Origin of the sequence: Rathayibacter agropyri (assembly GCF_013249015.1) — a bacterium.
GTDB classification, from domain to species: Bacteria; Actinomycetota; Actinomycetes; order Actinomycetales; family Microbacteriaceae; genus Rathayibacter; species Rathayibacter agropyri.
The window spans coordinates 448,186-472,412 of the sequence record NZ_JABRPL010000002.1 but is presented as its reverse complement, the minus strand read 5'-3'; the positions used below and the strand labels follow the sequence as shown (position 1 = coordinate 472,412).

The following is a 24,227-nucleotide window of genomic DNA, read 5'->3' as shown; positions in this document are numbered from 1 at the left end:
CCCCGGGTCGCCCAGCGCGACCCGGGGCCCTGACCGGCTCTCCGAAAGGCACCACCGCATGACCCCCGATGACCTCCCGTTCCGCATCACCGAGTGCTTCCCACTGCCCGACGGGCGAAATGGCGTTACCGCCTGGTCGGCGCGCGACCCTGAGCAGCTTGAGCAGCAGCTACGCACCCGGTTCGGCCAGGCTCACCCCGAGCGGGAACCCGCCCGACGTCTGCATCGCTCTCGGCCGCACACGGTCCTCGTCGAGGAGCGGGTGGAGGGCGTGCTCCGGCCCATCGACCCGCATCTCCTCGCGCGGACCGACGCACGCTGGCGGATTGCGCTCCTGCGCTCTCGCCGGCCTGACTGGCTCCGTCGGATCATCGGCCCGAAGGACGTCCCGACCACGCAAGCACCGGCGAACGTCTCCCGCTGGGTCGAGCCGTGCTGGCGTGTCGGAGACAAGGAGTGAGCGCACATGACGAGCCAAGCCCGCTCTCTGAAGGGGGGTCGAAGTTGGGAGGGGGACACCGGCCTTGAGCGTGCCGCGATGCTCGCAGGCGTCACCGGACCACCGGTGCCGCGGACGCGCACTCCGATTTCCCGGCTCGCCCTCGGGCCGTCGATCGGGATACGGTCGCTCCCATGAGCACCGCCGCACGTCCGCGATCGACGCGGCCGGCGGCTCCCTCCTCGCATCGCCGCCTGTCAGCCGCGCTCCTTGCGGCAGGCGTCGCCACGTTCGCGGAGCTCTACGCGGTGCAGAGTGTGCTGCCTCAGCTCGCGCGAGAGTGGGCGCTCGCTCCCTCCGACGCAGCCCTTGCAGTCTCGGCAGCGACACTCGGGTTGGCGCTCTCGGTGCTGCCGTGGGCAGGCGTCGCCGAACGGATTGGCCGCCTCAGGTCGATGCGGATCGCCGTGCTGACCTCCGTGGTCGTGGCACTGCTGGCCTGCGTCGCTCCAAGCTTCGAGCTCCTGCTCGTCCTGCGCTTCGTCGGAGGAGCGGCTCTGGGAGCGGTGCCGGCGCTCGCCGTGGCGGCGATCCACGACCGGATCGACGGCTCCGGTGCGACGGCCGCGGCGACCGCCTACGTCTCTGGGACAACCATCGGCGGAGCTGCCGGGCGCCTTCTCGCCGGTCCTCTTGCATCGGCGCTCGGCTGGCGCGGCGCGCTTGTGATCGTGACAGGAGTCTGCGCCGCCGCGGCGATCCTGTTCGCCGTGCTCGCCCCTCGCGACGGCCCGGGGCGGAAATTCGCTGCCGGTGGCTGGCGGGCGAAAACCGCGGAGGTGCTGCGCGACCCGGTGCTCGTCGCAGTGGCAACGCAGACCTTCCTCGCGATCGGAGTGTTCGTCGCCGTCTACAACTACCTCGCGTTCCGCCTCGAGGGTGCCCCGTTTGCGCTGCCGCCTGCTCTCGTGTCGCTGCTGTTCGCCGCCTACCTCGCGGGAACCGTTTCGTCCCGGCTCGCAGGCATCTGGGGCCCGCGCTTCGGCCCGCGCGGCGCGATGCGGATCGGGGTGGCGCTGATGATCGTCGGCCTCCTGGTGATGCTCGCCGATGTCGTCGCGGTGGTGATCGTCGGACTGCTCGTCTTCACCGCGGGCTTCTTCGCCCTGCACGCGATGGGCGCAGCCTGGACCGGGGCCCGTGCGGCTCCGGCGCTGCGCGGGCACGCGGGGGCGGTATACACGATCGCGTTCTACGCGGGGTCCGCGGTGGGAGGCTGGCTGCTGGGCCTGGCGGTAGGCGCCGGAGGATGGCTGGCGCTTACGGTCGTGACTGTCGCGGTGCTTCTCGTGGGTGCGGGGGTCGTCAGTCTGCCGTCGAGGGCGAGCGTGGCGGCGGTGCGCTGACCGCTCGCGGTGGTGACCGAGCGGGGAAGGCGACCCTCCGCCTCGGAGCGTTCTCGCTGGAGGCCGCTGTAGTGCGTCATGATGGCTCGACGACAGGAGTCTGGGGGAGCGCATGGCCGAGAGCACCGGAGCCGAAGGGTCCCCGAGCAACAACGAGGGTCGGACGGACCTGCGGTACCACCCTGCGTTCCAGCGTGGCTACAGTGCGCGCGACTCAGAGCGCCCGACCGGGAGCGTCGAGCAGTCCCGGCGGCCGAGGGAAACAGGATCGACGGGGGCGCCTTCCGGTGCCACGAGCGATTCGTCAGCGCACCGGAGTTCTGCCGCCGACCGTCCGGCCGCCGAAGTTCCCGGCCGTTTCCCCTCTGCACGCCTCGCGAATGCCGCGCCCGCGAATCCCGCCGCAGCCCCTGCGGCCGAGCCCGCCGCGCCCAACCCCGCCGCGCCCGACCCCGCAGCCGATGCCTCTCCCGCCGCGCCCCCTCGCGCTTCTCGCCGCATCGCGGGCGCGCTCGCGGGCGTCGGCGCCGCCTTCACGGTCCTCGGGCTCCTCGCGCTGTGGCGCAGCTCGCAGAGCTGGTACGACTACTCGCCATCGCAGGGGGTCTTCGGCCCCGAGCAGTACCTCCGCGTGCTCAGCGACAACGCAATCGGACCTTGCCTCACCGTCGGCCTGGTCGCGCTCGGCCTCGCTGTCATCGTGCCGCTGCTGACCGCGGTGCGCCGATGACCCGCATCCGACTCCTGTGGACCGTGGCAATCCTGCTCACCGCGGTGCTTTGGGCGGCGGTCCTCGCTGTGCCGGCGGTCATCCTGCTGCTGCCCGACCAGTGGCAGGGCGACTCCGTTACCGTCCCGCCGGAGGTCTTTGTGCGCCAAGCGCTCGTCAGCGTCTCCTCGCCGTTGCAGACCGCCGCGCTGGTGATGCTGGGATCGCTGGTGGTCGTCGCGGTCGCGGGTCGTCGGCCCGCCGAGGGCCACCCCGAGGTCCGGGATCCCGAGGACGGCTGGGACGACGCCGTGCTGCTCGACCCGACGTCGGCCCGCTGATCCGACGGAGCGAGTCAAGCCGCTCCCCGCGAGGCGCGCCGCACGCCGAGCAGCACCACGAGGCGGAGGAAGCCGACGAGCCCTGTGCTGAGCAGGCCCCCGAGGAGCAGGAGCAGGCCGACTCCCGCCACCCAGGTCGTCTCGCCCTTCACCGATTGCAGCGCGAACTCGACGCACACCATCGCGAGGCCCGCGTAGGCCAGCAGAAGAACGACGATCGTGCCCGGCCGGCGGAGGCGCTGCGCCGGCGTCCGCCACAGCACAGGTGGTTCGAGCCAGCGTCGGAGCAGCCGCACGCCGAGCGTGCCTACGAGGCCGAGGAAGCCGGCCGCGATCAGGATGATGCCGACGCCGCCGAGGCCCGAAGCGTTGATACCGGCCAGCTCGAAGGCGATCCCGGTCGCGACCGTCACCGCTCCGACGACGCCCGCGATCATCGCCGCCCAGACGCCGAACCCGCCGCGCAGCACGGTCTCGCGCTCGGCGCGGGCGGAATCGACGTCGAACGGGCGTTGCTGCGGCTCAGCGGGAGACGCGTCCCTCCTGGCAGGCTCCGACACGCCCCACACTGCGCCGGGCGTCTGCGACTCGATGACGTTCTCGCGCACTGGCACGTAGCGCAGAGGAGCGTCGATGCGCACGTGCGGTCGGCCGCGAACGACGATCGTCGCACCGAGGTCGGCGCCGCGATCAAGGGCGAGGGGTCCGAGGACAAGGCCTCTGGCCGGGTCGATCCGCCAGGCGTCGGAGCGCGGGGCCGAGCCATACCACTCCGCGGAAGCGCCGCCGCCGAGGCCGACCGCGATCGGGCGTCCACCGACGTAGCTCGTCTCGGGGACAAGCGAGCGACCGGAGTTGCGTACCCTCACGCCGACCCGCCACCAGTCGTCGCCCGCGTGCACGAGGCGCACCTCGACGTCGACCAGAGAGGCGGGGAGTGCGTGCCGCCTCCCGAGCACGACCGCGACGATCGCCAGCCCCGCAATGACCAGTCCACCGAGCAGGCCGACGACTCCGACGAAGATCTCCATAGCTGCCAGTCAAGCAGGCGTTGCTCAGGCGCCTGTCTCCCTCCCTCGATCTCTGGCCGAGAGGGACGACGCGCGTGACATCGAAGCTGCCTGTGCGCTTGAGCCGAGAGTCGGGGGGCCCATGCTCGAGCCAATTCCCAGCCTGTCCGCCCTGAGAAGATCCCTGCCTCAGCCATTCATTGAGGACAGGAGGCGGACGGCGGGGAGGTCCGGCGCAGCCCACTCCAGCGCGGCGAGTTCCTCCGGACTGAGCCACAGGAGACGGTCGTGATCGCTGCTTACCGTGGGCCGTTCGTCCATGAGAGTCGCGTGATAGCAGTGCAGTCGGATCGTGAGGGCGGCGGTGGCCGTCTCGTCGACGGTCAGAAGGTTGCCGACCGCTATCTGAATCCCGAGCTCCTCGTGGATCTCGCGCCACACTGCGGCCTGAGGTGTTTCCTCCGGCTCGATCTTGCCGCCGGGGAATTCCCACAGGCCGCCGGATATCCTCTTGGCGCGACGTCTGCAGGCGAGAATGCGGCCGTTATCGGTGATGACCGCGGCCGCGACACTGAGGATCTGCATTCCCCCATCTTGGCGAGAAGGTGGTGAGAGGGGTTCAACTGCGGCACAGGCCATAACGCGCGGCTACGCCTTCTTCGTCGATCCCTGTGCGGTCCGTCGCGGCCTGCGGCGGAGGAAACGGGTGGGACGAGACACGCTGGAACGATCAGCGCGGACGGCAGTGGCAGACGCCCGTCGGCCGCGTCACTTCAGCGGGTCGTTGCCCCAGTTCATCAGCGAGTAGCGCCACTTCGTCTCCGTGACATCGCCCGAGGGGCGCTGCTTCGAATGCCGGTGCACGTACCCCGTAACTTTTTTCATGTGGGCGTAGTCATCGTCGTCGAGGTCGGACTGTGTGGTGCCGAGGAGGTCTATAATGCGGCGGCCGCTCTCATGCCCCACCGACTCGCCACCGCCCTCGGGCTTGTGGCCGACCTCCTTCGACTCGTCAGTGCCGAGCCAGTGCTCGAGCTCTTTCGCGGTCATGTTCACAGCATCGTGAAACCGATCGCGGATCGTCCGCTTCTCGTCGTCGGTGATCTCGTCGGTGGTCATCGCGGATGCTCCTCTGCCTCGTGAGTTCGACACCAGAGCAGCGTGCCGGAGGGTGAGACGTCAAGCCCCGTGCGCTCTTCCGAGGCGCGCGTAGCGTCGAAGGAGTCCGTACCGTCCCGAGCCGCTCGCGCCCGGACTTCCACCAGAGAAGAGGCCCTCAATGCCCTCACGCAACACGCTCGTCCGCAGCCTTCATGACCTCGGAGCCGCCGCCTGGTTCGGCGGATCTCTCATGGGCGCCGTCGGCCTGAATGGCGCTGCGTCCACCTCCTCCGACCCCGCTGAGCGCCTCCGCCTCGCCTCGGACGGCTGGGCGCGCTGGACTCCGGTTCAGCTCGCCGCGATCGCCGCGCACGGCGTCGGCGGCATCGGACTGATCCTCGCCAACAAGACGCGTCTGGCCAACCAGCAGGAGAGCCGCACGAACACGGCGGTGAAAACGGTCGTGACGGGCCTAGCCGGTGCCGCGTCGGTCATCGCCGCGATCGCGGGCGCGACTCAGGCGAAGCACGCGGACGAGGGCGCTCCGGGCGTCACCGAGGCCTCGGCGCAGAACTCGGAGGAGTTGACCGCTGCGCTCCGTGTACAAAAGGTCACTCAGTGGGCAATCCCGGTGCTGACATCCGTGATCATCATCCTCGGCGCCCAGCAGGGCGAGCAGCAGCGCCCGGTGAAGGGCCTGTTCGAGACGACCGCGCGAATGTTCCGCCACTAGAGGCACGACAACGTCGGCTGAGAGTGCTCGTCCACCACTGTGGAGGAGCACTCTCAGCCGACGTTGCGCTGTGCGGAGGCGCCGGAGGCCGACGCTCGTACCGGGTGGTCAGTGCCAGATCAGCGCCGCCGGGCGCTAGAGCAACGGTCAGCGCCGCCGGACCTGTCGTTCCCGCGGTGCGGGTGTGTGAGGGTGCGAGCGGTTTTCGAGGCGGCGGCCAGCGAAGACGGAGCTGAAACGACGGAAGCGAGGCTCGGTTCTGGGGCTGGCCGAGTTTGCCGGGAACGGCCCTTACACCCTCGGCCTCTCCCAGACCGGCGCGAGGAGGTGGTGGCGTTCACAACTCAGGAAGGATGTCCGGGAGGGCCTCGGAATTCCGCATGTTCCCGTCACCCGCTGAGCATCCATCCTGAGTTATGAACGCACAGAGCCCCATCTACCCCAGGCGCCCTACCCCAGACGCCGCAGAAATCGACGTCGCCGCGGCATGCACGCGCGGGACCCGGGCGATCACGCCGAAGTCGGACCATAGAAGGAGCTGATCTCGTCAAGCTCCATCTCGGCGGTCGTCTGGATGAGCGTGAGCAGCTCGGGGTCCAGACCCGGGGAGAACTCCTCGAAGCGCTCCGGCGCGATCACCGAGGGGACCCCCTCGGGCGCCTGCTCCTTCGACTCCAGGTCCGTGCCGTCCTGCGAGGGCGAGGCGCCGCGGTAAATCTTCCCCGCCTCCGACGCGCCCTCGAGGTCGAACGTGTACTGCTTGCTCTGAAGGCCGAGGTCGACGAGTTTCTTCACCTCGGGGAACTTCTCGGCGTTGGTCTTCGGGATCGGGAGGGTTTTCTTCCAGTCAATGCCGAGCGTCTCGAGCGCCTTGGCGTAGCCGTTCTCGTGCGCCTGGTCGCGCACGATCAGGTAGGCGATGGTCGAGCGCGCCGTCTTGTTGTCCGTCATCTCGTAGATGCGGCACTTCTGTAGGCGCCCGGTCGACTCGAGCATGAGGTTGTAGAGCAGGTCGAGCACAAGATTGCCCGAGTTGTAGACATAACTGCCGCTCCACGGGTTGCCCGCGGCGTCCACGGGCAGCGCGCCCTGGGCGCCCACGAGGTAGTGGTGGATGTTGCTCGTGTCGAGGGCGATGCTCAGCGGAGTCGCGCCCCCGGCACCCGGAGTGTCGAGCGGATCCGTGGGCTTGCCCTGGTAGCGCGGCGACCCGTCGAGCAGGCGCGAGATGGTCGTGCCGATCAGCTCGACGTGGCTGATCTCCTCCGTACCGATGCCCTGGATGAGGTCGCGGTACGGCTTTGCGTCGGCGCCGCGGAAGTTCATGGCTTGGAAGAGATACTGCATCATGGTGCGCATCTCGCCGAACTGGCCGCCGAGCCCCTCCTGGAGCGCATTCGCGGCGGCCGGATCCGGCTCGTCCTGCTCGATGTCGTTGATCAGCCGTTGCACGTGGAAGAACATGATTGCCTCCGGAAGTCGTCGAACGTTTCCCCCAGACTGCGTCGCGCTCCCGCTCCAAGGAGCCCCCTTGCCAGGAGCATGCGGCTGTGCAAATCGGCTTACCGCGTCGCGAACGCCTCCCGGTAGAGCCTGGTCAGTTCGGGCGAGCTGGGTCCGCTCAGGCCGCAGGTGAGGATCGTGTCGCCGTCGGCTGCGAGCAGGTAGTCAACGCCCTTCTCGAACGTGATCGGGGCGACGGCCGACTCGGTGGAGTGCGTCACCGTGACCGAGTCGCCGACATCCCCGGCGTAGCGGTCGAGGACGCGCAAAGTAACGACCGCTGCGTCGATGCCGCTGACCTCGGCGCGGAAGGCAACCTGCGCCGGGGCGAGGGCCGCCTCCGTGACCGGCGAGCACACCGCGCCCGGGCCGCCGGTGGCGTACAGCTGGAACGACGAACTCGATCCGCCGCCGACGCCGAGGGCGAAGGGGAGCAGCAGGGAGGCGGCGGCGCCGGCGCTGAGCGCCCCGACTCCTGCGATGAGCCACGGTGAGCGGCGGCGGGCGGTCGCGGGAGGTCGCTCGGTGCCGGGTCCTCCGGTGGCCGCGGCAATGTGAGCGGCGAGTTCCACCGGCGCGAGCGGAGGCAGGGAGCCGGCGGGATCGACGCTCCGCAGCAGTGCGCGGGGATCGTCCCCACCTCCGCGACCCGGGGCGGCTGTATGCAGCTCGGTGAACTCGCGGCGCGCGCGATCGAGGCGCAGCGCGAGGGCCTCCGCCGGCTCGGCCTGGACGACTCCGATGCCGGGGACATCGAGCCCTTCCCACGACCACAGCCGGAGCAGTTCGGCGTCACTCTCGCGGACCCGTGCCAGCGCGAGGCGCACCGCCGCCTCCGCGTCGGAGTGCTCGTCGGAGTGTTGCAGCGGCGGCTCGGCGACCCCGATCCGCTGGGCGAGGAGGACCTGCCGGCGCTGGTGTCGGCGCGCGGACTGGAGCTGCAGTCGGGCGACGCCAATCGCCCAGGCGACGGGGTCGACGTCGGGCAGGTCGTCTGCGCGACGGTGCAGCACGTCGAGTGTGGCGGCGAGCACATCGTCGGCCTGCGCGTCGTCGGTACGGCGCCAGAGGTAGCGGCGGACAGGATCGGCGACCGCGGCGGCGAGAGCAGCGAACCGCTCCGGGTCCGCGAGAGGGTCTGGCATGCCTCCTATGCTCCCTCCTCCGACTGACGGGTGAACTGCCCGCCACGCGCAAGCGCTCGCTAGCCTAAGCGTCAACCCCCGCCTCCCTTTCCCCGTCGAGGAGCCCCATGCCCATCTGGACTTTGCACGGAGACGGCCGCACCGTCGAGCCCGGCGCTGTCGTCGCCCCCAGCGAACGGCTCGGTTGGCCCGCGACGGTAGCGATCGGCATCCAGCACGTCGTCGCGATGTTCGGCGCCACGTTCCTGGTGCCTGTGCTGACCGGCTTCCCGGTCGCCACAACGCTGCTGTTCTCGGGAGTTGGCACGCTCCTGTTCCTCCTCATTACGCGCAACCGGCTTCCCAGCTATCTCGGCTCGAGCTTCGCGTTCATCGCACCGGTCACGGCCGCGACCACTGTGGGCGGCACGGGGTCTGCGCTCGCCGGAGTGGTGGCCGTCGGGCTCCTGCTCGCCGCGGTCGGTGTCGTGGTGCAGGTTGTCGGCCTCGGCTGGATCGACCGCCTCATGCCGCCGGTCGTCGCCGGCGCGATCGTGGCGCTGATCGGCTTCAACCTGGCTCCGACCGCCTACGTGAGTTTCAAGCAGGCGCCCGTCACGGGCACGATCACGCTCGCCGCGATCATCCTGTCGAGCGTGTTCTTGCGCGGCTTCCTCGGCCGCGTCTCGATCTTCCTCGGCGTGGTGATCGGTTACGTGGCCGCGCTGCTGTCCAACGAGATCGACTACTCCTCGGTCGCCGCGGCCGACTGGTTCGGGCTGCCGCCCTTCACCTTCCCCGACTTCGCGTCCGGATCGACGTGGTCGGGCATCGCGATGTTCCTCCCTGTCGTGCTCGTGCTGATCGCCGAGAACGTCGGGCACGTGCGCGGTGTCGCGTCGATGACCGACGCCTCGGCCAACGCGAGCACCGGCCGCGCCCTGATCGCCGACGGCGTGGCGACCACCATCTCCGGCGCGTTCGGCGGTTCCGGCACCACGACCTACGGCGAGAACATCGGAGTCATGGCTGCGACCCGCGTCTACTCCACAGCCGCTTACTGGGTCGCCGGAGTAGCGGCGGTCCTGCTGAGTCTCTCGCCCAAGGTCGGCGCGGTGTTCAACTCCATTCCCGCGGGGGTGCTCGGCGGCGCAACCACCGCCCTGTACGGCTTGATCGGCATCATCGGCATCAAGATTTGGATCGACAATCGGGTCGACTTCACCCGTCCGGTCAACCAGTACACGGCCGCGGTGTCCCTGGTGATCGCGATCGCCGGCTTCTCGTTCACGTCCGGAGGTTTCCAGCTGGGCGGCATCGTGCTCGGTGCGGGCGCCGCTCTGGTGATCTACCACCTCGGCAATGCGGTCGCCCGCTGGCGCCGCACGGGCGCGGACGACGGCGGGCCCCTCCCCGCCATCGGCCAACTGGGCGGCGACCCCCAGGACGGCTGACGCGCGGCTTACCGTCGCTCCCTCCCGCCGACACACCCGTCCCTCGGCGAGACACCACGGTTGGCGCGGCGTCTCGGCGAGGGACCCGACGTCTCGGTGGCAGGCGGAGGGGCATCTACCACGTTCGGGGAAGTCCGCAACCCGGTGCGCTCCCAGGCGACTCCCGCCTAGCGTCGAGGATGACGACCGCAGCAGCGGACCGCCGCACACCGAGTGAGACAGCAAGGAGCGCCACCGTGCCGCAGATCATCGAGACCGTCGACGTCAACGTCCCCGTCTCCGTCGCCTACAACCAGTGGACCCAGTTCGAAGAGTTCCCGCGCTTTCTCGACGAGGTCCAGTCGATCCAGCAGGTGACCGACACGCTCACCGTCTGGAAGGTGAAGGTCGGGCCCGTCGAGCGCGAGTTCGAGGCCAACATCACCGAGCAGCACCCCGACGAGCGCGTCGCGTGGAACAGCACCGGCGGCGAAACCGACCACGCCGGAGTCGTCACCTTCCACAAGCTCTCGGACGCCGAGACCCGCGTCACCGTGCAGCTCGACTGGGAGCCGAAGGGCTTCCTCGAGACGGTCGGCTCGCTCGTGGGCGCCGGCGGCCACGCCGTGAAAAAGGACCTGAAGAACTTTAAGGAGTACATCGAGAAGCAGGGTTCCCCGGACGGCGCCTGGCGCGGCGACGTCGAGGCCTGAGCCGTGTCGGACAGCAGCACCTCGACGGACTCCGAGGGTGAGGAGAAGGACGGCGGCGTCGGCACCGACGGCACCATCCCCGCGTCCGACGACGGCCTGGCGGTCGGCGTCTCCGGCGACTCCCACTTCAACCCCGAAGAGGACGCCCCCGCCGATTCCGAGGACTCCGAAAGCTGACACCTCCCCCGCCCCTCGTTCCCTGCCGCGAGATGCCACTTGAGTACGCGACACACCGAATACTCAAGTGGCATCTCGCACGTCTGCGCCTCGAGCGCGCAGAGGCGGAGCGCGCAGAGGCGAGGGAGCGGGTCAGCGCCAGGCGCGGGCGTACTGCGGGGGCGCGGGGAGCGGCGCGCCGAGTTCGCGGGCCATGCGGATCGGCGCATGAGGGTCGCGGAGGAGTTCCCTCGCCAGCAGCACGACGTCAGCATCCCCGGCCGCAACGACGCCCTCCGCCTGCTCAGCGGTGGTGATGAGTCCCACAGCACCCACCGGCGCGCCCGTCGCCCTCCGCAGATCCCGGGCGAACGGAACCTGGTAGAGCGGGGCGACCGGGATGTCTGTGCCCCCGACGAGCCCGCCGGTGGACACGTCGAACAGATCGACGCCTTCGTCCCGTGCCCACTCCGACACGCGGATGGTCTCCTCCAGCGTCCAGCCGCCCTCGGCCCAGTCAGTGGCTGAGAAGCGCACCAGCAGCACCAGCTCGCCGATCTCGGCGCGCACGGTCCGGACGATCTCGAGCAGCAGCCGGGCGCGGTTCTCGAGCGAGCCGCCGTACGAGTCGTCGCGTCGGTTCGCAAGCGGTGAGAGGAACTGGTGCAGCAGGTAGCCGTGCGCCGCGTGCAGTTCGATCACGTCGAAGCCGGCCTCGACGGCGCGACGAGCGGAGGAACGGAACGCCTCAACGAGGCCCGGCAGCTCCTCGGCGCCCAACTCGCGCGGCTCCGCGTAGCCGTCGAAGGCGACGGCAGACGGGGCGACCGTTTCCCAGCCGCCTTCCTCACGCGGCACCGAGCCGCGTCCACTCCACTCACGGTAGGTCGAAGCCTTCCGCCCGGCGTGCGCGAGTTGAATGCCCGCGAGCGCTCCCTGCCCGTGCACGAAGTCAACGATCGGCGCCCACGCGTCGCGCTGTGCGTCGCTCCAGAGCCCGGTGTCCCAGGGGCTGATCCGCCCGACCGGCTCGACGGCGGTCGCCTCCGCGATCACCACTCCGACCCCGCCGCGTGCGAGCCCGCCGAGGTGCACGAGGTGCCACGGGGTGGGCACCCCGTCCTGCGCTTCGACCGAGTACTGGCACATGGGCGCGGCCCAGAGCCGGTTGCGTGCGGTCCTCGACCGTAGGCTCAGCGCTTGGAACAGTGCGGTGTCGTTCACGTCTCTCCGTTCGTCTCTCTTCGTACTGCCAGCTGGGGGGCAGGGCACAGGCTGCAACCGGATGCAGAGGGCGGGTATGCCGGATCAGCGCGGCCAGGGCGAGCCGGGCGTGTCCTGCCAGACGCTGCTCGGGGGAGCGAGTGACTCCAACTCCTCGAACAGCTCGTCCGGGATCTCGAGCGCATCATCGGCGACGAATGCGTCGTAGTGCTCTGCAGACGTGGCGCCCACCACCGTGGTCGTCACGCGCCGGTCGCGGGTCGAGAACTGGAGCGCCGCGGCGGCCAGCGGCACGCCCGCGCGCTCGCACGCCGCCCCCATTGCCGCGACCGCGTCGACAATCGCGGTTGGCGCCGGCTGGTAGGCGTAGGAGGCGACCGGCTCGGGCCAGCGGGCGAGTGCCCCTCCGCCGTACACGGCCGCATTCACCACGACGACCCCGCGCGCGACGGAGACGTCGATCAGCTCCTCAGCCGAGTGGTCGACCAGAGTGAAGCGATTGTGCGTGATGACTGCGTCGAAGAGCCCGGTCTCGACGTAGTGGCGCAGCATCGGCGCCGGCCCGCCGGAGATGCCGATCGACAGGGCGACGCCCGCCTCCTTCATCGCCACGAGCGCGCGTACGGGGCCGTCCGCGGCGAACGCTGCGTCGTACGAAATCCGCTCCGGATCGTGAAGGTAGAGCAGGGGCAGGACGTCCATCCCGAGGCGCTCGCGGCTCTCGTCGAGGCTGCGCCGCATCCGCTCGGCCGAGTAACTGCCGGTGGCGGGGTCGCGGTCGAGCTTGGTGACTACGGTGATCCCCTCGGGCACGCTGCCGCGGGAGAGCAGCGCCTCGCCGATGAGGCGCTCGCTGTGGCCCTGTGCGTACTCGTTGGAGGTGTCGATCACCGAGACGGGGCGCGAGGCGGCGTCGGAGTCGAGCACGCAATCGAGCGCCGGCACCCGGTCGAGGTCGGCCACGCGCTCGGGCCGCCAGGACGTGCCCAGCGTGAGGCGGGTCACCTGAGCGCCTGAGGGGCCGAACGGTCGGAGTGCGGCGGTCTGCGCAGTCATGCGCCCAGCCTGGCAGTGGGGGAGTCGTCGCCGCAGCCTGTCGCGGGATGAACGCTCGGTGCATGTTGCGTGCTTGGCTCCGCGCGGACGACAGGGGCAGCATCCCGCCCACACCCCCTTTTGGGTGGCGTTCGCGTCGGCGGCACCCCTAGGCTCAGCGCGTGACCGCCGATCCCCTTCCCGACCGCGCCGCCGAACTCGACGCGGTCGCGACTCCCGCGCTGGTGCTCGACGAGGCGGTGCTGGAGCGCACCATCGCGGTGGTTGCAGCATCGGCGCGCGAGCGCGGGTTCGCCCTGCGACCGCACGCCAAGACGCACAAGTCGCTCGAGATCGCCCATCGCCAGATCGCCGCCGGGGCTGTCGGCATCACGGTCGCCACCGTCTCCGAGGCGGAGGTGTTCGCCGCAGGGGGCGTGCGCGATCTCTTCATCGCCTACCCGCTCTGGCTCGACGACGAGCGCGCCCAGCGGCTCCGTCAGGTGCTCGCGCACGCCCGTGTCCGCGTGGGCATCGACTCCGCGGAGTCGGTCGAGCGCCTGGCCGCGGCAGTCCCGAACCGCGGAGGCCTCGAGGTCGTCGTCGAGATCGACTCTGGCCACCACCGCAGCGGCGTTCTGCCCGCCGAGGCCGGAGCGGTGGCCGCGGCCGCCGCCTCCGCAGGGCTCGACGTCGCCGGCGTCTTCACCTTCCCCGGTCACAGTTACGCAGCGGACAACCGTGCCGCGGCAGCCCGCGACGAGGCGGAGGCCCTGACCGCCGCGGTCGCATCGCTCGCGGCGGCCGGAGTCGACGCGCGCGTGGTCAGCGGCGGCTCCACTCCATCGGCAGCGTTCGCCGACTCCGGCGTGCTGACAGAGTTGCGCCCCGGCGTCTCGGCGCTCGGCGACGCTCAACAGTGGGAGATGGGCACGATCGGAGTGGATGCGATCGCCGTCACCGTGCTCGCCACCATCGTCTCGCGCCGGAGGGACCATCTCATCGCTGACGCGGGGAGCAAAGTGCTCTCCTCCGACAAAGGCGCCGCATCGAGCGGCTTCGGTCGGATTCCCGCGCATCCGGCGGCGAGGATTCCGGTGCTCTCGGAGCACCACGCCACGATCACCGGGATCGACCTTCCCCTCGGCACCCGAGTGCGGATCGCGCCGAACCACGTCTGCATGGCGGTGAACCTCGCGGAGGAGTATCGGGTGCTCCTGCGCGGCGGCGGTACGGCCTCCTGGCCGGTCGACGCCCGCGGCCGCAACAGCTAAACGGCGCTCCTGGCCGGGATGCCGCAGGCCAGCTACCGCGGTCACCAGCGGCGTCTCCAACGCAGAGCAGCATGACCGGACGACCCCGAACCCGAGCACCACGGAAACGCGACGACCCCAGCGCGAGTACGTCACGTGGAAGCCGCCCGTCGCCTCCATGTCCTACCCGTCGACGCTGCCCTCCGTCGAGGGGAGATGCGGGTGCCCCTTAGCGGGCGATTCGCGCCGCTCTCGTGTCATGAGCAGCACGCGTATTAGCGTCCACACGCGACAGATCATCGGCTATTAAGGAGTCACCGTGCATCGTTTTTTTCGCACTCGTCCCGTGCTTGGCACCGCCGGCATCGCTCTGTCCCTGGTTTTCGTCGCACCGGCCGCCTCGGCGGCACCGAACCACATCGACAGAATCTGCGAAGACGAGTATCAAGGTGGGTGCGCGCACTGGTACACCGGTGATTCGACCTGCGATCACATCTACGAGACCAGTGCTCCGGAGTATCGGAAGAAGGCATGCACGATCTGGGTGTCGACCGGGAAGATGTACATCGAGCGGTAGCCCGCCGGTGACGCGAGCGAGGTCGGCCGCGCTCCCGGTGCTGGCTGTCCCACTGCTGCTCGCCGGGTGCGCGCTGCCGGGAGACGCGCAGGAGGCGGCGCCGTGCGCCGTGCGCGAGGAGGCGTGGAACGCGTACGCGGCGGAGCCGGACTCCGAGCACCGTGTGTCACTCCGCGAGGCTCTCGACGGTTTCGAGTACAGCTCCTCGAGTTCGACCGCGACCGATGCCGCTCGGCTGGCGACAGTGAACCTCCTCGACGCGCTCTCCGGCGAGCGCCGCGCGGTCGGGTCCTTCTGGAACGCCCTCGACCTGATCGACCGCGAGTGCACCGACGCCGGCCGCCCCCTGACCCTTCACCACCGCGGCGAGCCGCTCGCCGTGCTCAGGGAGCCCTGAACCGTCCAGGGAACCCCGGATTCAGGGCTCCCTGGACGGTGTGGGGCTCCCTCAGCGGGGGTGCGGGGCGCCGACCGCCCAGACCCGCGGAGGCACGGTGCCGGTGACCGCGTGGTCGCCGACGATCCTCGCCTTGAAGACCCACGGGTTGTGGCTCGCGGCCGTGCGGGCGTTGCGCCAGTGTCGGTCGAGATTCTTGCGGGTGCTCACTCCGGAGGCGCCCAGCGCGTCGAAGATGTCGGAGGTCGCTCGGGTGGCCAGCTGCGTCAGCACGATCTGGGCCTGCGCCGACTCCAACTCCGCGAGGTCGTTCTGCCGCTCGTCCTCGACCGGGTCGCCGTCGAGGGCCGCGTCGTGCGCGCGCTGCAGCGCCCGCGCTGCCCGCTCCACGATCGCCGCACCTGCATACGCCGCCGCCGACACCTGCCCCACCACCTGCAGGATCTGCGGATCCGCGGCGAAGGAGTCGGCGTTGCCGTGCGAGAAGATCCGCCTGCGCGCCCGAACTTCCGCGGCGATCTCGCGCTCCGCGCCCGCGATGGAGCCGGCGAGCACCGCGAGCAGTACCGCCTGGTAAAACGCGGTCTGGTAGCGGAACCGGGTCTCGAAGTCGATGACGTCCTCGGCCGCGACCACCGCCTCCGTGAACGTGCTCGTGCCCGAGCCCGTCGTGCGCTGGCCGAAGCCGTCCCAGTCGTCGGTGTGCTCGACGCCCGGCTGCCGCGCCTTCACGATCGCGATAACTTTCTGGCCGGTGTCGGTGCGTTGCGCGAAGGTGTCGATCCAGTCGGCGAAGATGCTGCCGGTGGAGTAGTACTTGGTGCCGCTCACCGAGAAGCGCGTCGGGTCGCCCTCGATCGGCGTCACCTTTGTCAGAACGTCGCCGATCGCGACCGCGCCGACCTCGGTCCACGCGTTGCCGCCGAGCTGCCCGTCGGCGAACCGGCGGAGCCAGCGGTCCCGTGTCCCGTCGGTCGCGAGCAGCCTGTCCTCGACGAGAGCGAAGTGCCCGCGCAGCGCCTGCGGGATGTTCGAGTCGGCCGCGGCGAGTTCGGACAGCAGCCGGAACAACTGCGGGAGGCTCGCCCCGGCCCCGCCCGCCGCCACGGGCACCCGCACCGCGCCGAACCCCGCTTGCGCCAGTGCGCGGATCTGTTCGACAGGCAGTTCCCGTGCGCTCTCGCGTGCCGCAGCTCCCGCCGCGATCTCCGCGAACAGCGGCCGGAACCGCCCCGCCAGTTCCTCGTAGTCCACGTCGGGCGTCGCCCGCACCTCGGTGACGGTCATCGTCGGCTCCTTCCGTTGCGCCCACTCGGGCGGCTCGCGCTTGACGGTAGGGGAGCGGCCCGGGCTGGCGGCGGTCTGTGTCCCTCTGTGACGCCCGCGGCGCTCTGCCCGCCCCGGGAATGCCAGACGCTGCCGGGCGTTGGTCCTAGGAATGTCCTCCACTCTCGTCTCGCCGTCCGACTCCCACAGCGCCCTCGTCGTCGGCGCCACCGGCATCGGCGGCTCTGCACTCGTTGACCTGCTGACGGAGCACGGCTGGCCGGTGACCGCCCTCTCGCGCCGCCCGATCGCCGAGCGAACCGGCGTCACTCCGCTCGCCGCTGACCTCCGCTCGGACGCGGACCTCGCGCGGGTCCTCGCTGATGAGCGGCCCAGTCACGTCTTTTTCACCGCGTGGTCGCGGCAGGCCACGGAGGAGGAGAACATCGCGGTCAACGGCGGCATGGTTCGTGACCTCCTCGCCGCGCTCGCCCACGCCCCGGTTGAGCACGTCGCGCTGGTAACCGGCCTCAAGCACTACCTTGGCCCGTTCGAGACCTACGGTCAGGGTGCGATGCCTGATACTCCGTTCCACGAGGAGGAGGAGCGCCTCGATGCCCCGAACTTCTACTACGCGCAGGAGGACGAGCTCTTTGCGGCGGCGGAGCGGGCGGGCTTCACCTGGTCGGTGCACCGCTCGCACACAATGATTGGCCACGCGGTAGGCAACGCGATGAACATGGGACTCACCCTCGCGGTCGCGGCGTCTATCCACCGCGCCGAGGGCACTCCCTTCGTCTTCCCCGGCTCGCTCGCACAGTGGAACGGCCTGACCGACGTGACCGACGCGACGATCCTTGCCGAGCAGATGCTCTGGGCGGCAACGTCTGAGGCGGGCCGCGACGAGCCGTTCAACGTGGTCAACGGCGACGTGTTCCGCTGGCGCTGGATGTGGGCGCGGATCGCCGAGTACTTCGATGTTGAGCCGATCGGCCCCGGCGAGGAGCCGCAGCCGCTTGAGCAGCAGATGGCCGAGGCGGGCGCCACCTGGCAGCGTCTCGTGCGAGAGCACGGCCTGATTGAGCCCGACCTTGCGCGCGTCGCCTCCTGGTGGCACACCGACGCCGACCTTGGGCGGCGGATCGAGGTCGTCACCGACATCGGCAAGTCGCGCCTGGCAGGTTTTGACAGTTACCACCGCACGGTCGACTCCTTCATCGCGCTGTTCGAGCGCTACCGCGCGGAGCGCCTGATCCCGTAGCGGCCGACTCACACCCGTCGGTTCAGTTGGAGGACACGTCGGCGTCGCGGGCCTGCTCGGCAGCGTCCGTCTTCTCCGCGTCAACGGGCTGATCCGTCTCCCCGTCGGCGTCCGTCTTCGCGGGCGGTACCGGCACGTGTGCCTCGGGCGACATCTGGTGCCGAACGAAGCGAAGAGTGAAGCTGCGGCGGCCGATGCCGTCGATCCGCTCTGCGAGGACGCGCACACCGAGGACAGCGACGATCCGCCACTGCGCGGTTTCATCGCCGATGACGGCGCAGAACTTGTCCCCGGGGCGCAGGGGCGCGTTGTCCATAGGTGCAGGGCTGCTCGCGTCCTGGCTCATGAGGTCGACTCCTGAAAAGGCGGACCTCGGGCTGACGCGAAACGTGCGCCGCGCAGCCGGACGCCGGACGCATGGGAGGGGGGCCTGTGCGTCCGGCGTCCGGTTCTGCGTGCGACAGGAGGATCGAGCCCGCCGAACCGACCCTGCGCCGCATTGGAAGTGTAGGGGGGTGTTCCTGACAGTGGCGCGTAGTGTCAACCACTTGCGCAGCACATGCCAAACCTTTCAGCAGTGGCGGGAACGGCACGACCCGCTTCCCGTGAGGGGAAGCGGGTCGTGGAAGGTGTCGGAGGCTGATCGGGTGCGCGCTCCGGCGCGGATAGTCAGGCCGCGGGCTCGGCGCGTCGCAGTGGTACAGCGTTGTTCGCCGGCTCGGGGACGATGCGGAGACCGGCGCCGCTGTTGGCGCGTTCCATCAGCGCCTCGACCCATTCGGGATTGATCGTGGGCTGACGGCTGCCCTTGAACTCGAACTGGATCGGGATGGTGGGGTGCATCCACACGCCTCGGCGGCCCGTCCCGGCCTGCGGGCTGGCGTCGAGGGTGAGCAGGAATCGCTCGTCGCGGCGGAACTTGTTAATGATGACGATCTGGAGGTGAGCGAGGGCGCGATCTTCGACCTCGAGGGCGGCGGGAGGTGTGCCGTACAGGATGTTTCCCATGGTTTTCTCCGATCTAGCGAGCGAGTGGCTGACAAGAATCAGGCTATATCGCTAGACAACCTGTCTACTAGTTGAGCTAGCTAGGCACCATCATGAGTGCGCTTTCTGTCCAGCTACTCGACCACGCGCCGAGGTGGTCGTCCTCAGGCGCGACGCTGCTCCACAGCATCGTCCGCATCGTACTCGCCGACCGGCTCACCCGGCAGCTCAGACGAGCGGGCGCCTGACCCGATCGCCGCCGGACGCTCGACGATGTCGCGCATGGTCTGCAGGGAGCGGATGACGGTGCCAGCCGTGGAGGGATTCAGTGTCTCGGCTGCCTCCAGCATCCGGAGGTGAATCTCGTTGAGAGTCTCGCGTACCTCTCGGTGGGAGGCGGCGGTCGCAACAATACGGATGGCCCGTCGCCTTCGCACTCACGGGAACACCCTTGTGCTGTGCGGAACGTGCGCCTCGCGGTGAGCACCTCGACGGCTCCCGGCTCGGTCATCTCGCCCGAGTACCAGCTCGCCCGAGTACCAGAAGGACCCGGGTCGCTCAGCGTGATGTCGTTCATCGAACAGTCGTGACAGGCAAGTATCAAGAAGATCGAGTTGAGCCAACCGGGGTCGAGACCCTTGCTAGTCCGACCTGATAACCACTATTTATGACTCATCTAGTGAGATGAGCCTCCTGCACCGAGGCGTGAAGCTCGAGAACGTGCCACAACCCGTCATCAGGTAACGAGCCGCGTCTCGGCATCAATCAGGATCTCGGCCGCGCGTCGGGCGTGGAGTGCGGCCTCCGGTGTCCCGGAGATGGCCGCCGTCGTCTGGGCGCCCTCGGCCAAGATGGCGAGCTGCGCGGCGAGCTCGGAGCCGCCTCCCGCTTCTTCCGCCAGGCGGGCGAGGAATCTCTGGAAGGAGTCCTTGTGCTCGCGGGCGAGCAGGGCCACTCCGGGGTTCGATGAGCCGAGTTCGCCAAAGGCGTTGATGAAGCCGCAGCCGCGGAAGGAGTCCTCCGAGAACCAGTCAAAGAGGAAGTCGTAGATGGCGAGCAGTTTGCCGCGCGGACCTGTGGCCGCCGCAACCCGAGCGCTGACGCCAATCGTCCACTGCTCGTGACGGCCGTGCAGTACGGCGACGATGACGGACTCCTTGCTCGGGAACTCCGAGTAGAGCCGCTTGAGTGAGACGCCGGCCGCCGTCCGCAGCTCGTCCATGCCCACCGACTGGATGCCGCGCTCATAGTAGAGGCGGTCGGCGGCCGCGAGGATCGCCTCGCGGGGCGGGTGCTCGACGAGCGTAGTCACGGACATTCCCCCATGGTAAGCGCTGCGGGAACGTGCGTTCTCGGGGCGGGGCTGTGCGATATGCAGGGGATATGAGCCGGAGCACGGGTCTTGGCGCGTCGAAATTCGCGATGCCGAGGTCACCTCCGGTCTATCGCGCGGGGTGCCTGCAGATCAGACCGGGACTGCGGCTGCGCGCGGCTGCTAGCGTCTCGCTCGGGCGCGCAGTGGCGCCGGGAACGGGAGGCGGAGCGCACGGTCGCGGCGGCGGCTTCGCGGGCATGGCGACCCCACCGCGCGCTCGCGGCGTTCCACCTCTGGGCGAGCACGGGCGCTGTAGCGGAGGGCTAGGTCAAGTACTCGACGTCGTCGTACAGGATCGGTGCATCCTCCGCGTCTGGGTCCTCGATCGGCACGTCCTCGTGCTCGAGAATGACCGCCACTCCGGGGGAGACCAGCACGCACACCTCGCGCTCGCCAGCGACCGTGAAGCTCACCATGTCGCCGCGGTTGCGCACCGCCTCGACAAGGCGCTGCTCGAGCGCCTTCGTGTCGAGCGAGACGGCCAGCAAGAAGCGGCGGCCGTCGATGCTCAGGGTGGTGCGTCGCATCATCGCTCCAGACTCGGGAGTATTGCCCCGCCCACCGCGTCCGGCGGCGGCCGCCCTGACTCGCAGCGCCGAGGAGTGCATTCGGATCACGGCGTTCATGCCGGCTCCGGCCGGGACTCGTGGTGACGGCGGCCCCGCGAACGGCGGTCCTCTTTCATCTCGGACTCGAGCAAGTGGCGTCGCCCGCCGGCGAGGGCTTCGCGGGCGGCGCGCTCGTTTTCTCGGAAGGAGCTGTAGTAGGAGTCGTCGTAGTCCTCCACGATCTGGAACGTCCAGCGACCCTCGATGACGTTGCGCCCGACGAGCTCCGAGTCGAGCCGGTCGGCAATCGCGTGGTGTCCAGCCTCACGGAAGGCCTCGACGGCCTCACCGAGGGCCAGATCGGCCTTTCCGGTGAGCCGGTGGAAGCCGTAGAGCAGACCTCGGGCGTGCTCGACCGTTTCGAGCGCCTCCGAAAGCTTCCCGAGCGCAGCCACGGTGGCGTCGTATAGACCCTCCGGACGCAGGTGCGCGGAGTCGGGGTGGTCATGTGAGCTGCTCATCTCAGGGAGCTTAGGCCGACCTAAAACCCCTGTGACCCCCTTGCGCCGCCGCGGGGAATGGTTCGCGCCGGAGGCGCAAGAGGCATCAGCCGTACGTCGTGCAGCGCTCCGGCGTCGGCCACCGCCGTCAGAAACGTGCAGACCGGTTGGCGTCGTCGATCCGTCGGCGAGCCCGGGTTCAGCAGGCGCAGCCCGCCCGGGGAAATGGTGTCCCAGGGGATGTGGCTGTGCCCGAACACCAGCACGTCGGCGCCCGGAAAGCGAGCGTCGGCGCGCCCCTCCCGACCTGTCGCTGGCCCGGTCTCGTGCACGACTCGAATGTCGAGGCCGGCGACGCGAGCCCGCGCGACCTCGGGCAGTCGCGCTCGCAGAGCCTCCGGATCGTTGTTGCCCCACACCGCCACAAGCCGCGCCGCGCGGTCGTCCAGCGCATCCAGCGTCGCCTCGTCGACCCAGTCGCCCGCGTGCACGACGAGATCTGCCTCGTCGACGGCCCGCCACACATCGTCGGGCAGAGCCTTCGCCCGCTTCGGCAGATGTGTGTCGGCGAGCAGCAGGAGGCGGACCGGCCCGTCGAGCTGAGGCAGAGCGCCGTCGGGCCCGGGGTGGAGCAGCGACATCAGCGAGCGGGGCCGGGGGTGGGTTCCACCTGGCCGTCGGCTCCCGGGTCGGTCGCGGTGGTCGAGGCGCGGAGGCAGGCATCGAGTGCGTCGAGGTTCGGTACGAACCAGAGATGATCCCCGCGGTTCGACTCGACCACGAAGGCGTGCAGCGCGCTCGACGCGGACACCGGCTCGCTCACGTCACCGAGAATCACGAGGCGCTTGCCGTAGTTGACGAACTTCTGCACGAACTCGCCTGCGATGCCGGAGCGGAGGCGGAAGAACTCAGGATCGAGTCGGCCGACCGGCACGACGATCGTCTCGACCTCGCCGCCGTAGGTCTCGCCAATGAGGGCGAGCGCGTCCTCAGGAGTAGACAGCGCCGGCCCCTCGTCGTCGGCGAGTAGGACGGGGACGCCTTGGCGGGTCTCGGTTCTCATCTCCTCAGCCAATCACGTCGGTGCGGGCGCGGCGAGGGGAGTGGGACGTCTCAGGCATTGGGCGGAACTTCGGTACCGGCACCACGCTGGCGGGTTCGAGGCGTCCGGGGCGCAGGAGTGGCAGCAACGGTCTCGGTGCTCATGATGGTGAAGCCGTTGTCGCGCACGAGTTCGAGGTCAGCGGCGGCCGCTTGACCTTCCGCGGTGAGGTAATCCCCGAGGAAGATCGAGTTCGCGAGGTGGAGCGCGAGAGGCTGCAAGCTCCTCAGGTGAAGTTCCCGTCCGCCGGCGAGACGGATCTCGGCGTCGGGATGGATCAGCCGTGCCAGCGCGATGATGCGGATGCACTGTGCGGGAGTGAGCGTCCACCGGCCCGCCATCGGGGTGCCGTCGAAGGGCACCAGGAAGTTAATCGGAACCGACTCGGCCTTCAGCTCGCGGAGGGCGACGAGCGCCTCCACGATCTGTTCGTCAGACTCACCCATCCCGACAATGAGGCCGCTGCAGGGGGAGAGGCCCGCTCGATGCGCCTTCGTGATGGTCTCGACCCGGTCCGCGTAAGTGTGGGTGCGAACGATCTCCTCGTGGAAGGTCTCGGCGGTGTTGATGTTGTGGTTGTACGCATCCACCCCGGCGGCGGCAAGCCGGTCGGCCTGGCCGTTTTTGAGCAGACCGAGACAGGCGCAGACTTCGATATCCGGATGCAGATGCTTGAGTTGCGACGTGATCGTACACACGCGCTCGATGTCTCGATGGAGTGGCCCGCGGCCACTCGCGACCAGGCAGACCCGAGCTGCACCGCCGGCGATCCCCGCGGAGGCTTGAGCGACCGCGTCGTCCGGGGTCAGCCAGGAATACGTCACGATTGCAGCGGTCGATCCGAGCGCCTGAGAACAGTAGCCGCAATCCTCCTGGCACAGCCCCGACTTCAGATTGACGAGGTAGTTGAGTTTGATCCGATCACCGAAGTATTCGCGACGGAGTCGGCTCACTGCGGCGACGAGCGTGAGCAGATCGGAGTCCGGCGCTTGGAGAATGCGCAGAGCGTCGGCGTGAGAGAGGGGAGTGCCGTCGAGGACGTCCTCCACGAGTTCCTGGTAGTCGTTCACCGGCTGTCACCTCCACTGGCACCCTGGCCGCGGCTACCGACACCATGAGTACTCATGCTTCTCCTCGAGCCCAGTTACCACTCCTCTCGACGCTAGCAACGCCCCACAACGACACCCATTGAGGAGACCCACAACCCCGCACCCCTGCAGTCGTGGCTCCTTGCCCTCGCGGGGGAACCCCGGACCATCGAGGGAATCCCGAGTAGCAGGTTCCCTCAACTGGCGGGGGTTCCCCCGGTGGGGCCTAGCGCCTGGCCCCACTGAGCGAGGGGGAGGATTGCCTCGCGCAGGGCGAGCCCGCGGTGGGTCAGCACGTAGGCGCGGGTGTTGTGTCGGAGGGGCAGGCGGGAGAGGACGCCGGCTGCCTCAAGTTCGCGCAGGCGGGTCGCGAGGATGTTGGTCGGCGCGCCGAGGTCGCGCTGCAGGTCTCCGTAGCGCTGCGGACCGTCGAGCAGCCGCTCCACGATGAGCAGCGCCCACCGTGCTCCGACGACGTCGAGCGCTGCGGCGAGGCCGCTCACGCCGTCGGATCGACGTCCGGCTTCATCCAGAACGGCGAGTAATGGTATCCGTCGGGGTCGTCAAACTGGCGCTGGTACATGAAGGGGTAGTCGTCGGTGTCGCCGATCCGCCCGCCCGCTGCTCCGGCGCGCTCGGTGAGTTCGTCGACCGCCTCGCGGCTGCCGAGGTCGAACGACACGGTGACCTTCGAGGGCGTGCCGGGTGCGCCGATCAGCTCTTCGGTGGCGCCGACGCTCGCGTACATCTCGCGGCTGCCGAGCATGACGTACTGCTCGGGCGCGATCGCGAAGCAGGACACGTTGTCGTCGGACATCTCGGCGTTGAGGGTCCAGCCGAGGGCTGTGTAAAAAGCGGTCGCGCGCTCGACGCTGTCGACCGGGCAGGTAATGAAAAGGCTCATGCGGCCACACTTGCTAAAAGCAAGCAGGCCGTCAAGGGGTTC

Annotated in this window: 32 protein-coding genes; 13 read left to right on the top strand and 19 right to left on the bottom strand. The window is 69.4% G+C overall.

Translation table 11 applies throughout. From position 1 onward, the window contains the following. The first annotated feature begins 58 nt into the window (after positions 1 to 58). From HRF29_RS07855 to HRF29_RS07840, 4 genes are all read left to right on the top strand, one after another. Positions 59 to 460, top strand: coding sequence for a hypothetical protein (locus HRF29_RS07855; RefSeq protein WP_173247161.1), 402 nt, complete (start codon positions 59 to 61; stop codon positions 458 to 460). Positions 461 to 633: 173 nt separating this feature from the next. Then, entirely contained in the window at positions 634 to 1,845 is a 1,212-nt protein-coding gene (locus tag HRF29_RS07850; RefSeq protein WP_173247159.1) for an MFS transporter, read from the top strand. 112 nt (positions 1,846 to 1,957) lie between these two features. Beyond that, on the top strand, positions 1,958 to 2,575 hold the full coding sequence (locus HRF29_RS07845) for a hypothetical protein (protein ID WP_173247157.1): 618 nt from the start codon (positions 1,958 to 1,960) through the stop codon (positions 2,573 to 2,575). Beyond that, positions 2,572 to 2,895 (top strand): hypothetical protein, encoded by a 324-nt coding sequence (locus HRF29_RS07840; RefSeq protein WP_173247155.1) that lies wholly within the window; start codon positions 2,572 to 2,574, stop codon positions 2,893 to 2,895. Before HRF29_RS07845 ends, HRF29_RS07840 begins: the two co-directional genes overlap by 4 nt. Positions 2,896 to 2,909: 14 nt before the next feature. On the opposite strand, the gene HRF29_RS07835 is transcribed toward HRF29_RS07840, so the two are convergent. The 3 genes from HRF29_RS07835 to HRF29_RS07825 all read right to left on the bottom strand — a co-directional run bounded on the left by HRF29_RS07835 (position 2,910) and on the right by HRF29_RS07825 (position 5,024). Next, positions 2,910 to 3,926 carry a hypothetical protein gene (locus tag HRF29_RS07835; RefSeq protein ID WP_173247153.1) on the bottom strand — a complete coding sequence of 339 codons (1,017 nt, stop codon included), beginning with the start codon at positions 3,924 to 3,926 and terminating at the stop codon, positions 2,910 to 2,912. 168 nt (positions 3,927 to 4,094) lie between these two features. Then, entirely contained in the window at positions 4,095 to 4,490 is a 396-nt protein-coding gene (locus HRF29_RS07830; protein ID WP_173247151.1) for a (deoxy)nucleoside triphosphate pyrophosphohydrolase, read from the bottom strand. Between the two features lie 183 nt (positions 4,491 to 4,673). Continuing rightward, positions 4,674 to 5,024: a DUF3140 domain-containing protein gene (locus HRF29_RS07825; RefSeq protein WP_173247149.1), complete on the bottom strand. Its 351-nt coding sequence runs from the start codon at positions 5,022 to 5,024 to the stop codon at positions 4,674 to 4,676. A gap of 160 nt (positions 5,025 to 5,184) precedes the next feature. Here HRF29_RS07825 and HRF29_RS07820 point away from each other — a divergent pair, with 160 nt between their 5' ends. Next, positions 5,185 to 5,739 carry a hypothetical protein gene (locus tag HRF29_RS07820; RefSeq protein ID WP_173247147.1) on the top strand — a complete coding sequence of 185 codons (555 nt, stop codon included), beginning with the start codon at positions 5,185 to 5,187 and terminating at the stop codon, positions 5,737 to 5,739. A 510-nt stretch (positions 5,740 to 6,249) separates the two neighbouring features. On the opposite strand, the gene HRF29_RS07815 is transcribed toward HRF29_RS07820, so the two are convergent. After that, on the bottom strand, positions 6,250 to 7,203 hold the full coding sequence (locus HRF29_RS07815; protein ID WP_173247145.1) for a manganese catalase family protein: 954 nt from the start codon (positions 7,201 to 7,203) through the stop codon (positions 6,250 to 6,252). Positions 7,204 to 7,301: 98 nt separating this feature from the next. Continuing rightward, a complete protein-coding gene (locus tag HRF29_RS07810) occupies positions 7,302 to 8,387 on the bottom strand; it encodes a sigma-70 family RNA polymerase sigma factor (RefSeq protein ID WP_173247142.1) in 1,086 nt (361 codons plus the stop codon). A 107-nt stretch (positions 8,388 to 8,494) separates the two neighbouring features. Between HRF29_RS07810 and HRF29_RS07805 the strand changes: the two genes are divergently transcribed. The 3 genes from HRF29_RS07805 (at position 8,495) to HRF29_RS07795 (ending at position 10,689) form a co-directional block, all read left to right on the top strand. Beyond that, complete coding sequence (locus tag HRF29_RS07805; protein WP_173247139.1) at positions 8,495 to 9,820, top strand: uracil-xanthine permease family protein; 1,326 nt, start codon at positions 8,495 to 8,497, stop codon at positions 9,818 to 9,820. Positions 9,821 to 10,056: 236 nt separating this feature from the next. After that, positions 10,057 to 10,512 (top strand): SRPBCC family protein, encoded by a 456-nt coding sequence (locus HRF29_RS07800; protein WP_173247136.1) that lies wholly within the window; start codon positions 10,057 to 10,059, stop codon positions 10,510 to 10,512. A 3-nt stretch (positions 10,513 to 10,515) separates the two neighbouring features. After that, positions 10,516 to 10,689 carry a hypothetical protein gene (locus HRF29_RS07795; RefSeq protein WP_173247133.1) on the top strand — a complete coding sequence of 58 codons (174 nt, stop codon included), beginning with the start codon at positions 10,516 to 10,518 and terminating at the stop codon, positions 10,687 to 10,689. Positions 10,690 to 10,821: 132 nt separating this feature from the next. Here HRF29_RS07795 and HRF29_RS07790 read toward each other — a convergent pair whose 3' ends face one another. Next, entirely contained in the window at positions 10,822 to 11,892 is a 1,071-nt protein-coding gene (locus HRF29_RS07790; RefSeq protein WP_173247130.1) for an NADH:flavin oxidoreductase/NADH oxidase, read from the bottom strand. A gap of 84 nt (positions 11,893 to 11,976) precedes the next feature. Then, a complete protein-coding gene (locus HRF29_RS07785) occupies positions 11,977 to 12,948 on the bottom strand; it encodes an aldo/keto reductase (protein WP_173247127.1) in 972 nt (323 codons plus the stop codon). A 161-nt stretch (positions 12,949 to 13,109) separates the two neighbouring features. Between HRF29_RS07785 and HRF29_RS07780 the strand changes: the two genes are divergently transcribed. From HRF29_RS07780 to HRF29_RS07770, 3 genes are all read left to right on the top strand, one after another. After that, positions 13,110 to 14,201 carry an alanine racemase gene (locus tag HRF29_RS07780; protein WP_173247123.1) on the top strand — a complete coding sequence of 364 codons (1,092 nt, stop codon included), beginning with the start codon at positions 13,110 to 13,112 and terminating at the stop codon, positions 14,199 to 14,201. A gap of 298 nt (positions 14,202 to 14,499) precedes the next feature. After that, positions 14,500 to 14,757, top strand: a complete 258-nt coding sequence (locus HRF29_RS07775; protein ID WP_173247120.1) for a hypothetical protein — start codon at positions 14,500 to 14,502, stop codon at positions 14,755 to 14,757. 7 nt (positions 14,758 to 14,764) lie between these two features. Next, complete coding sequence (locus tag HRF29_RS07770; protein WP_173247118.1) at positions 14,765 to 15,154, top strand: hypothetical protein; 390 nt, start codon at positions 14,765 to 14,767, stop codon at positions 15,152 to 15,154. 51 nt (positions 15,155 to 15,205) lie between these two features. Here the strand turns inward: HRF29_RS07770 and HRF29_RS07765 are convergent, their stop codons facing one another. Next, complete coding sequence (locus HRF29_RS07765; RefSeq protein WP_173247115.1) at positions 15,206 to 16,441, bottom strand: acyl-CoA dehydrogenase family protein; 1,236 nt, start codon at positions 16,439 to 16,441, stop codon at positions 15,206 to 15,208. 151 nt (positions 16,442 to 16,592) lie between these two features. On the opposite strand from HRF29_RS07765, the gene HRF29_RS07760 reads away from it, so the two are divergent. After that, on the top strand, positions 16,593 to 17,681 hold the full coding sequence (locus HRF29_RS07760; RefSeq protein ID WP_173247111.1) for an SDR family oxidoreductase: 1,089 nt from the start codon (positions 16,593 to 16,595) through the stop codon (positions 17,679 to 17,681). A gap of 22 nt (positions 17,682 to 17,703) precedes the next feature. Here the strand turns inward: HRF29_RS07760 and HRF29_RS07755 are convergent, their stop codons facing one another. The 3 genes from HRF29_RS07755 to HRF29_RS07745 all read right to left on the bottom strand — a co-directional run bounded on the left by HRF29_RS07755 (position 17,704) and on the right by HRF29_RS07745 (position 19,018). Continuing rightward, entirely contained in the window at positions 17,704 to 18,027 is a 324-nt protein-coding gene (locus tag HRF29_RS07755) for a hypothetical protein (RefSeq protein WP_173247108.1), read from the bottom strand. A 323-nt stretch (positions 18,028 to 18,350) separates the two neighbouring features. Further along, on the bottom strand, positions 18,351 to 18,689 hold the full coding sequence (locus tag HRF29_RS07750; protein WP_173247105.1) for a DUF7882 family protein: 339 nt from the start codon (positions 18,687 to 18,689) through the stop codon (positions 18,351 to 18,353). 143 nt (positions 18,690 to 18,832) lie between these two features. Further along, positions 18,833 to 19,018, bottom strand: a complete 186-nt coding sequence (locus tag HRF29_RS07745) for a hypothetical protein (RefSeq protein WP_173247102.1) — start codon at positions 19,016 to 19,018, stop codon at positions 18,833 to 18,835. A 108-nt stretch (positions 19,019 to 19,126) separates the two neighbouring features. Here HRF29_RS07745 and HRF29_RS15145 point away from each other — a divergent pair, with 108 nt between their 5' ends. Further along, positions 19,127 to 19,258, top strand: coding sequence for a hypothetical protein (locus HRF29_RS15145; protein ID WP_281357282.1), 132 nt, complete (start codon positions 19,127 to 19,129; stop codon positions 19,256 to 19,258). Positions 19,259 to 19,404: 146 nt separating this feature from the next. Here HRF29_RS15145 and HRF29_RS07740 read toward each other — a convergent pair whose 3' ends face one another. From HRF29_RS07740 to HRF29_RS07705, 8 genes are all read right to left on the bottom strand, one after another. Beyond that, complete coding sequence (locus tag HRF29_RS07740) at positions 19,405 to 19,986, bottom strand: TetR/AcrR family transcriptional regulator (protein ID WP_173247100.1); 582 nt, start codon at positions 19,984 to 19,986, stop codon at positions 19,405 to 19,407. A 320-nt stretch (positions 19,987 to 20,306) separates the two neighbouring features. Then, positions 20,307 to 20,669, bottom strand: coding sequence for a hypothetical protein (locus HRF29_RS07735; protein WP_173247098.1), 363 nt, complete (start codon positions 20,667 to 20,669; stop codon positions 20,307 to 20,309). Then, a complete protein-coding gene (locus tag HRF29_RS07730; RefSeq protein WP_173247096.1) occupies positions 20,666 to 21,112 on the bottom strand; it encodes a hypothetical protein in 447 nt (148 codons plus the stop codon). The genes HRF29_RS07735 and HRF29_RS07730 overlap by 4 nt, the downstream gene beginning before the upstream one ends. Positions 21,113 to 21,132: 20 nt before the next feature. Then, entirely contained in the window at positions 21,133 to 21,732 is a 600-nt protein-coding gene (locus HRF29_RS07725; protein WP_173247095.1) for a metallophosphoesterase family protein, read from the bottom strand. Further along, positions 21,732 to 22,154, bottom strand: a complete 423-nt coding sequence (locus HRF29_RS07720) for a DUF4180 domain-containing protein (protein WP_173247094.1) — start codon at positions 22,152 to 22,154, stop codon at positions 21,732 to 21,734. Before HRF29_RS07720 ends, HRF29_RS07725 begins: the two co-directional genes overlap by 1 nt. A gap of 50 nt (positions 22,155 to 22,204) precedes the next feature. After that, a complete protein-coding gene (gene bioB / locus HRF29_RS07715; RefSeq protein ID WP_173247092.1) occupies positions 22,205 to 23,263 on the bottom strand; it encodes a biotin synthase BioB in 1,059 nt (352 codons plus the stop codon). A 215-nt stretch (positions 23,264 to 23,478) separates the two neighbouring features. Next, positions 23,479 to 23,784 (bottom strand): winged helix-turn-helix transcriptional regulator, encoded by a 306-nt coding sequence (locus HRF29_RS07710; RefSeq protein ID WP_173247090.1) that lies wholly within the window; start codon positions 23,782 to 23,784, stop codon positions 23,479 to 23,481. Then, complete coding sequence (locus tag HRF29_RS07705) at positions 23,781 to 24,185, bottom strand: VOC family protein (RefSeq protein WP_173247088.1); 405 nt, start codon at positions 24,183 to 24,185, stop codon at positions 23,781 to 23,783. Before HRF29_RS07705 ends, HRF29_RS07710 begins: the two co-directional genes overlap by 4 nt. Positions 24,186 to 24,227 lie beyond the last annotated feature (42 nt).

Excerpts from the sequence above, each read along its gene's own strand:
- HRF29_RS07840 (WP_173247155.1), top strand. The coding sequence starts at position 2,572 with ATGACCCGCATCCGACTCCTGTGGACCGTGGCAATCCTGCTCACCGCG.
- HRF29_RS07760 (WP_173247111.1), top strand. The coding sequence starts at position 16,593 with ATGTCCTCCACTCTCGTCTCGCCGTCCGACTCCCACAGCGCCCTCGTC.
- HRF29_RS07745 (WP_173247102.1), bottom strand. The coding sequence starts at position 19,018 with ATGCTGGAGGCAGCCGAGACACTGAATCCCTCCACGGCTGGCACCGTC.
- HRF29_RS07835 (WP_173247153.1), bottom strand. The coding sequence starts at position 3,926 with ATGGAGATCTTCGTCGGAGTCGTCGGCCTGCTCGGTGGACTGGTCATT.
- HRF29_RS07750 (WP_173247105.1), bottom strand. The coding sequence starts at position 18,689 with ATGGGAAACATCCTGTACGGCACACCTCCCGCCGCCCTCGAGGTCGAA.
- HRF29_RS07705 (WP_173247088.1), bottom strand. The coding sequence starts at position 24,185 with ATGAGCCTTTTCATTACCTGCCCGGTCGACAGCGTCGAGCGCGCGACC.
- HRF29_RS07730 (WP_173247096.1), bottom strand. The coding sequence starts at position 21,112 with ATGAGCAGCTCACATGACCACCCCGACTCCGCGCACCTGCGTCCGGAG.
- HRF29_RS07805 (WP_173247139.1), top strand. The coding sequence starts at position 8,495 with ATGCCCATCTGGACTTTGCACGGAGACGGCCGCACCGTCGAGCCCGGC.
- HRF29_RS07850 (WP_173247159.1), top strand. The coding sequence starts at position 634 with ATGAGCACCGCCGCACGTCCGCGATCGACGCGGCCGGCGGCTCCCTCC.
- HRF29_RS07815 (WP_173247145.1), bottom strand. The coding sequence starts at position 7,203 with ATGTTCTTCCACGTGCAACGGCTGATCAACGACATCGAGCAGGACGAG.
- HRF29_RS07845 (WP_173247157.1), top strand. The coding sequence starts at position 1,958 with ATGGCCGAGAGCACCGGAGCCGAAGGGTCCCCGAGCAACAACGAGGGT.
- HRF29_RS07725 (WP_173247095.1), bottom strand. The coding sequence starts at position 21,732 with ATGTCGCTGCTCCACCCCGGGCCCGACGGCGCTCTGCCTCAGCTCGAC.
- HRF29_RS07765 (WP_173247115.1), bottom strand. The coding sequence starts at position 16,441 with ATGACCGTCACCGAGGTGCGGGCGACGCCCGACGTGGACTACGAGGAA.
- HRF29_RS07735 (WP_173247098.1), bottom strand. The coding sequence starts at position 20,669 with ATGAACGCCGTGATCCGAATGCACTCCTCGGCGCTGCGAGTCAGGGCG.
- HRF29_RS07720 (WP_173247094.1), bottom strand. The coding sequence starts at position 22,154 with ATGAGAACCGAGACCCGCCAAGGCGTCCCCGTCCTACTCGCCGACGAC.
- HRF29_RS07830 (WP_173247151.1), bottom strand. The coding sequence starts at position 4,490 with ATGCAGATCCTCAGTGTCGCGGCCGCGGTCATCACCGATAACGGCCGC.
- HRF29_RS07740 (WP_173247100.1), bottom strand. The coding sequence starts at position 19,986 with ATGTCCGTGACTACGCTCGTCGAGCACCCGCCCCGCGAGGCGATCCTC.
- HRF29_RS07785 (WP_173247127.1), bottom strand. The coding sequence starts at position 12,948 with ATGACTGCGCAGACCGCCGCACTCCGACCGTTCGGCCCCTCAGGCGCT.
- HRF29_RS07855 (WP_173247161.1), top strand. The coding sequence starts at position 59 with ATGACCCCCGATGACCTCCCGTTCCGCATCACCGAGTGCTTCCCACTG.
- HRF29_RS07755 (WP_173247108.1), bottom strand. The coding sequence starts at position 18,027 with ATGAGCCAGGACGCGAGCAGCCCTGCACCTATGGACAACGCGCCCCTG.
- HRF29_RS07820 (WP_173247147.1), top strand. The coding sequence starts at position 5,185 with ATGCCCTCACGCAACACGCTCGTCCGCAGCCTTCATGACCTCGGAGCC.
- HRF29_RS07825 (WP_173247149.1), bottom strand. The coding sequence starts at position 5,024 with ATGACCACCGACGAGATCACCGACGACGAGAAGCGGACGATCCGCGAT.
- HRF29_RS07810 (WP_173247142.1), bottom strand. The coding sequence starts at position 8,387 with ATGCCAGACCCTCTCGCGGACCCGGAGCGGTTCGCTGCTCTCGCCGCC.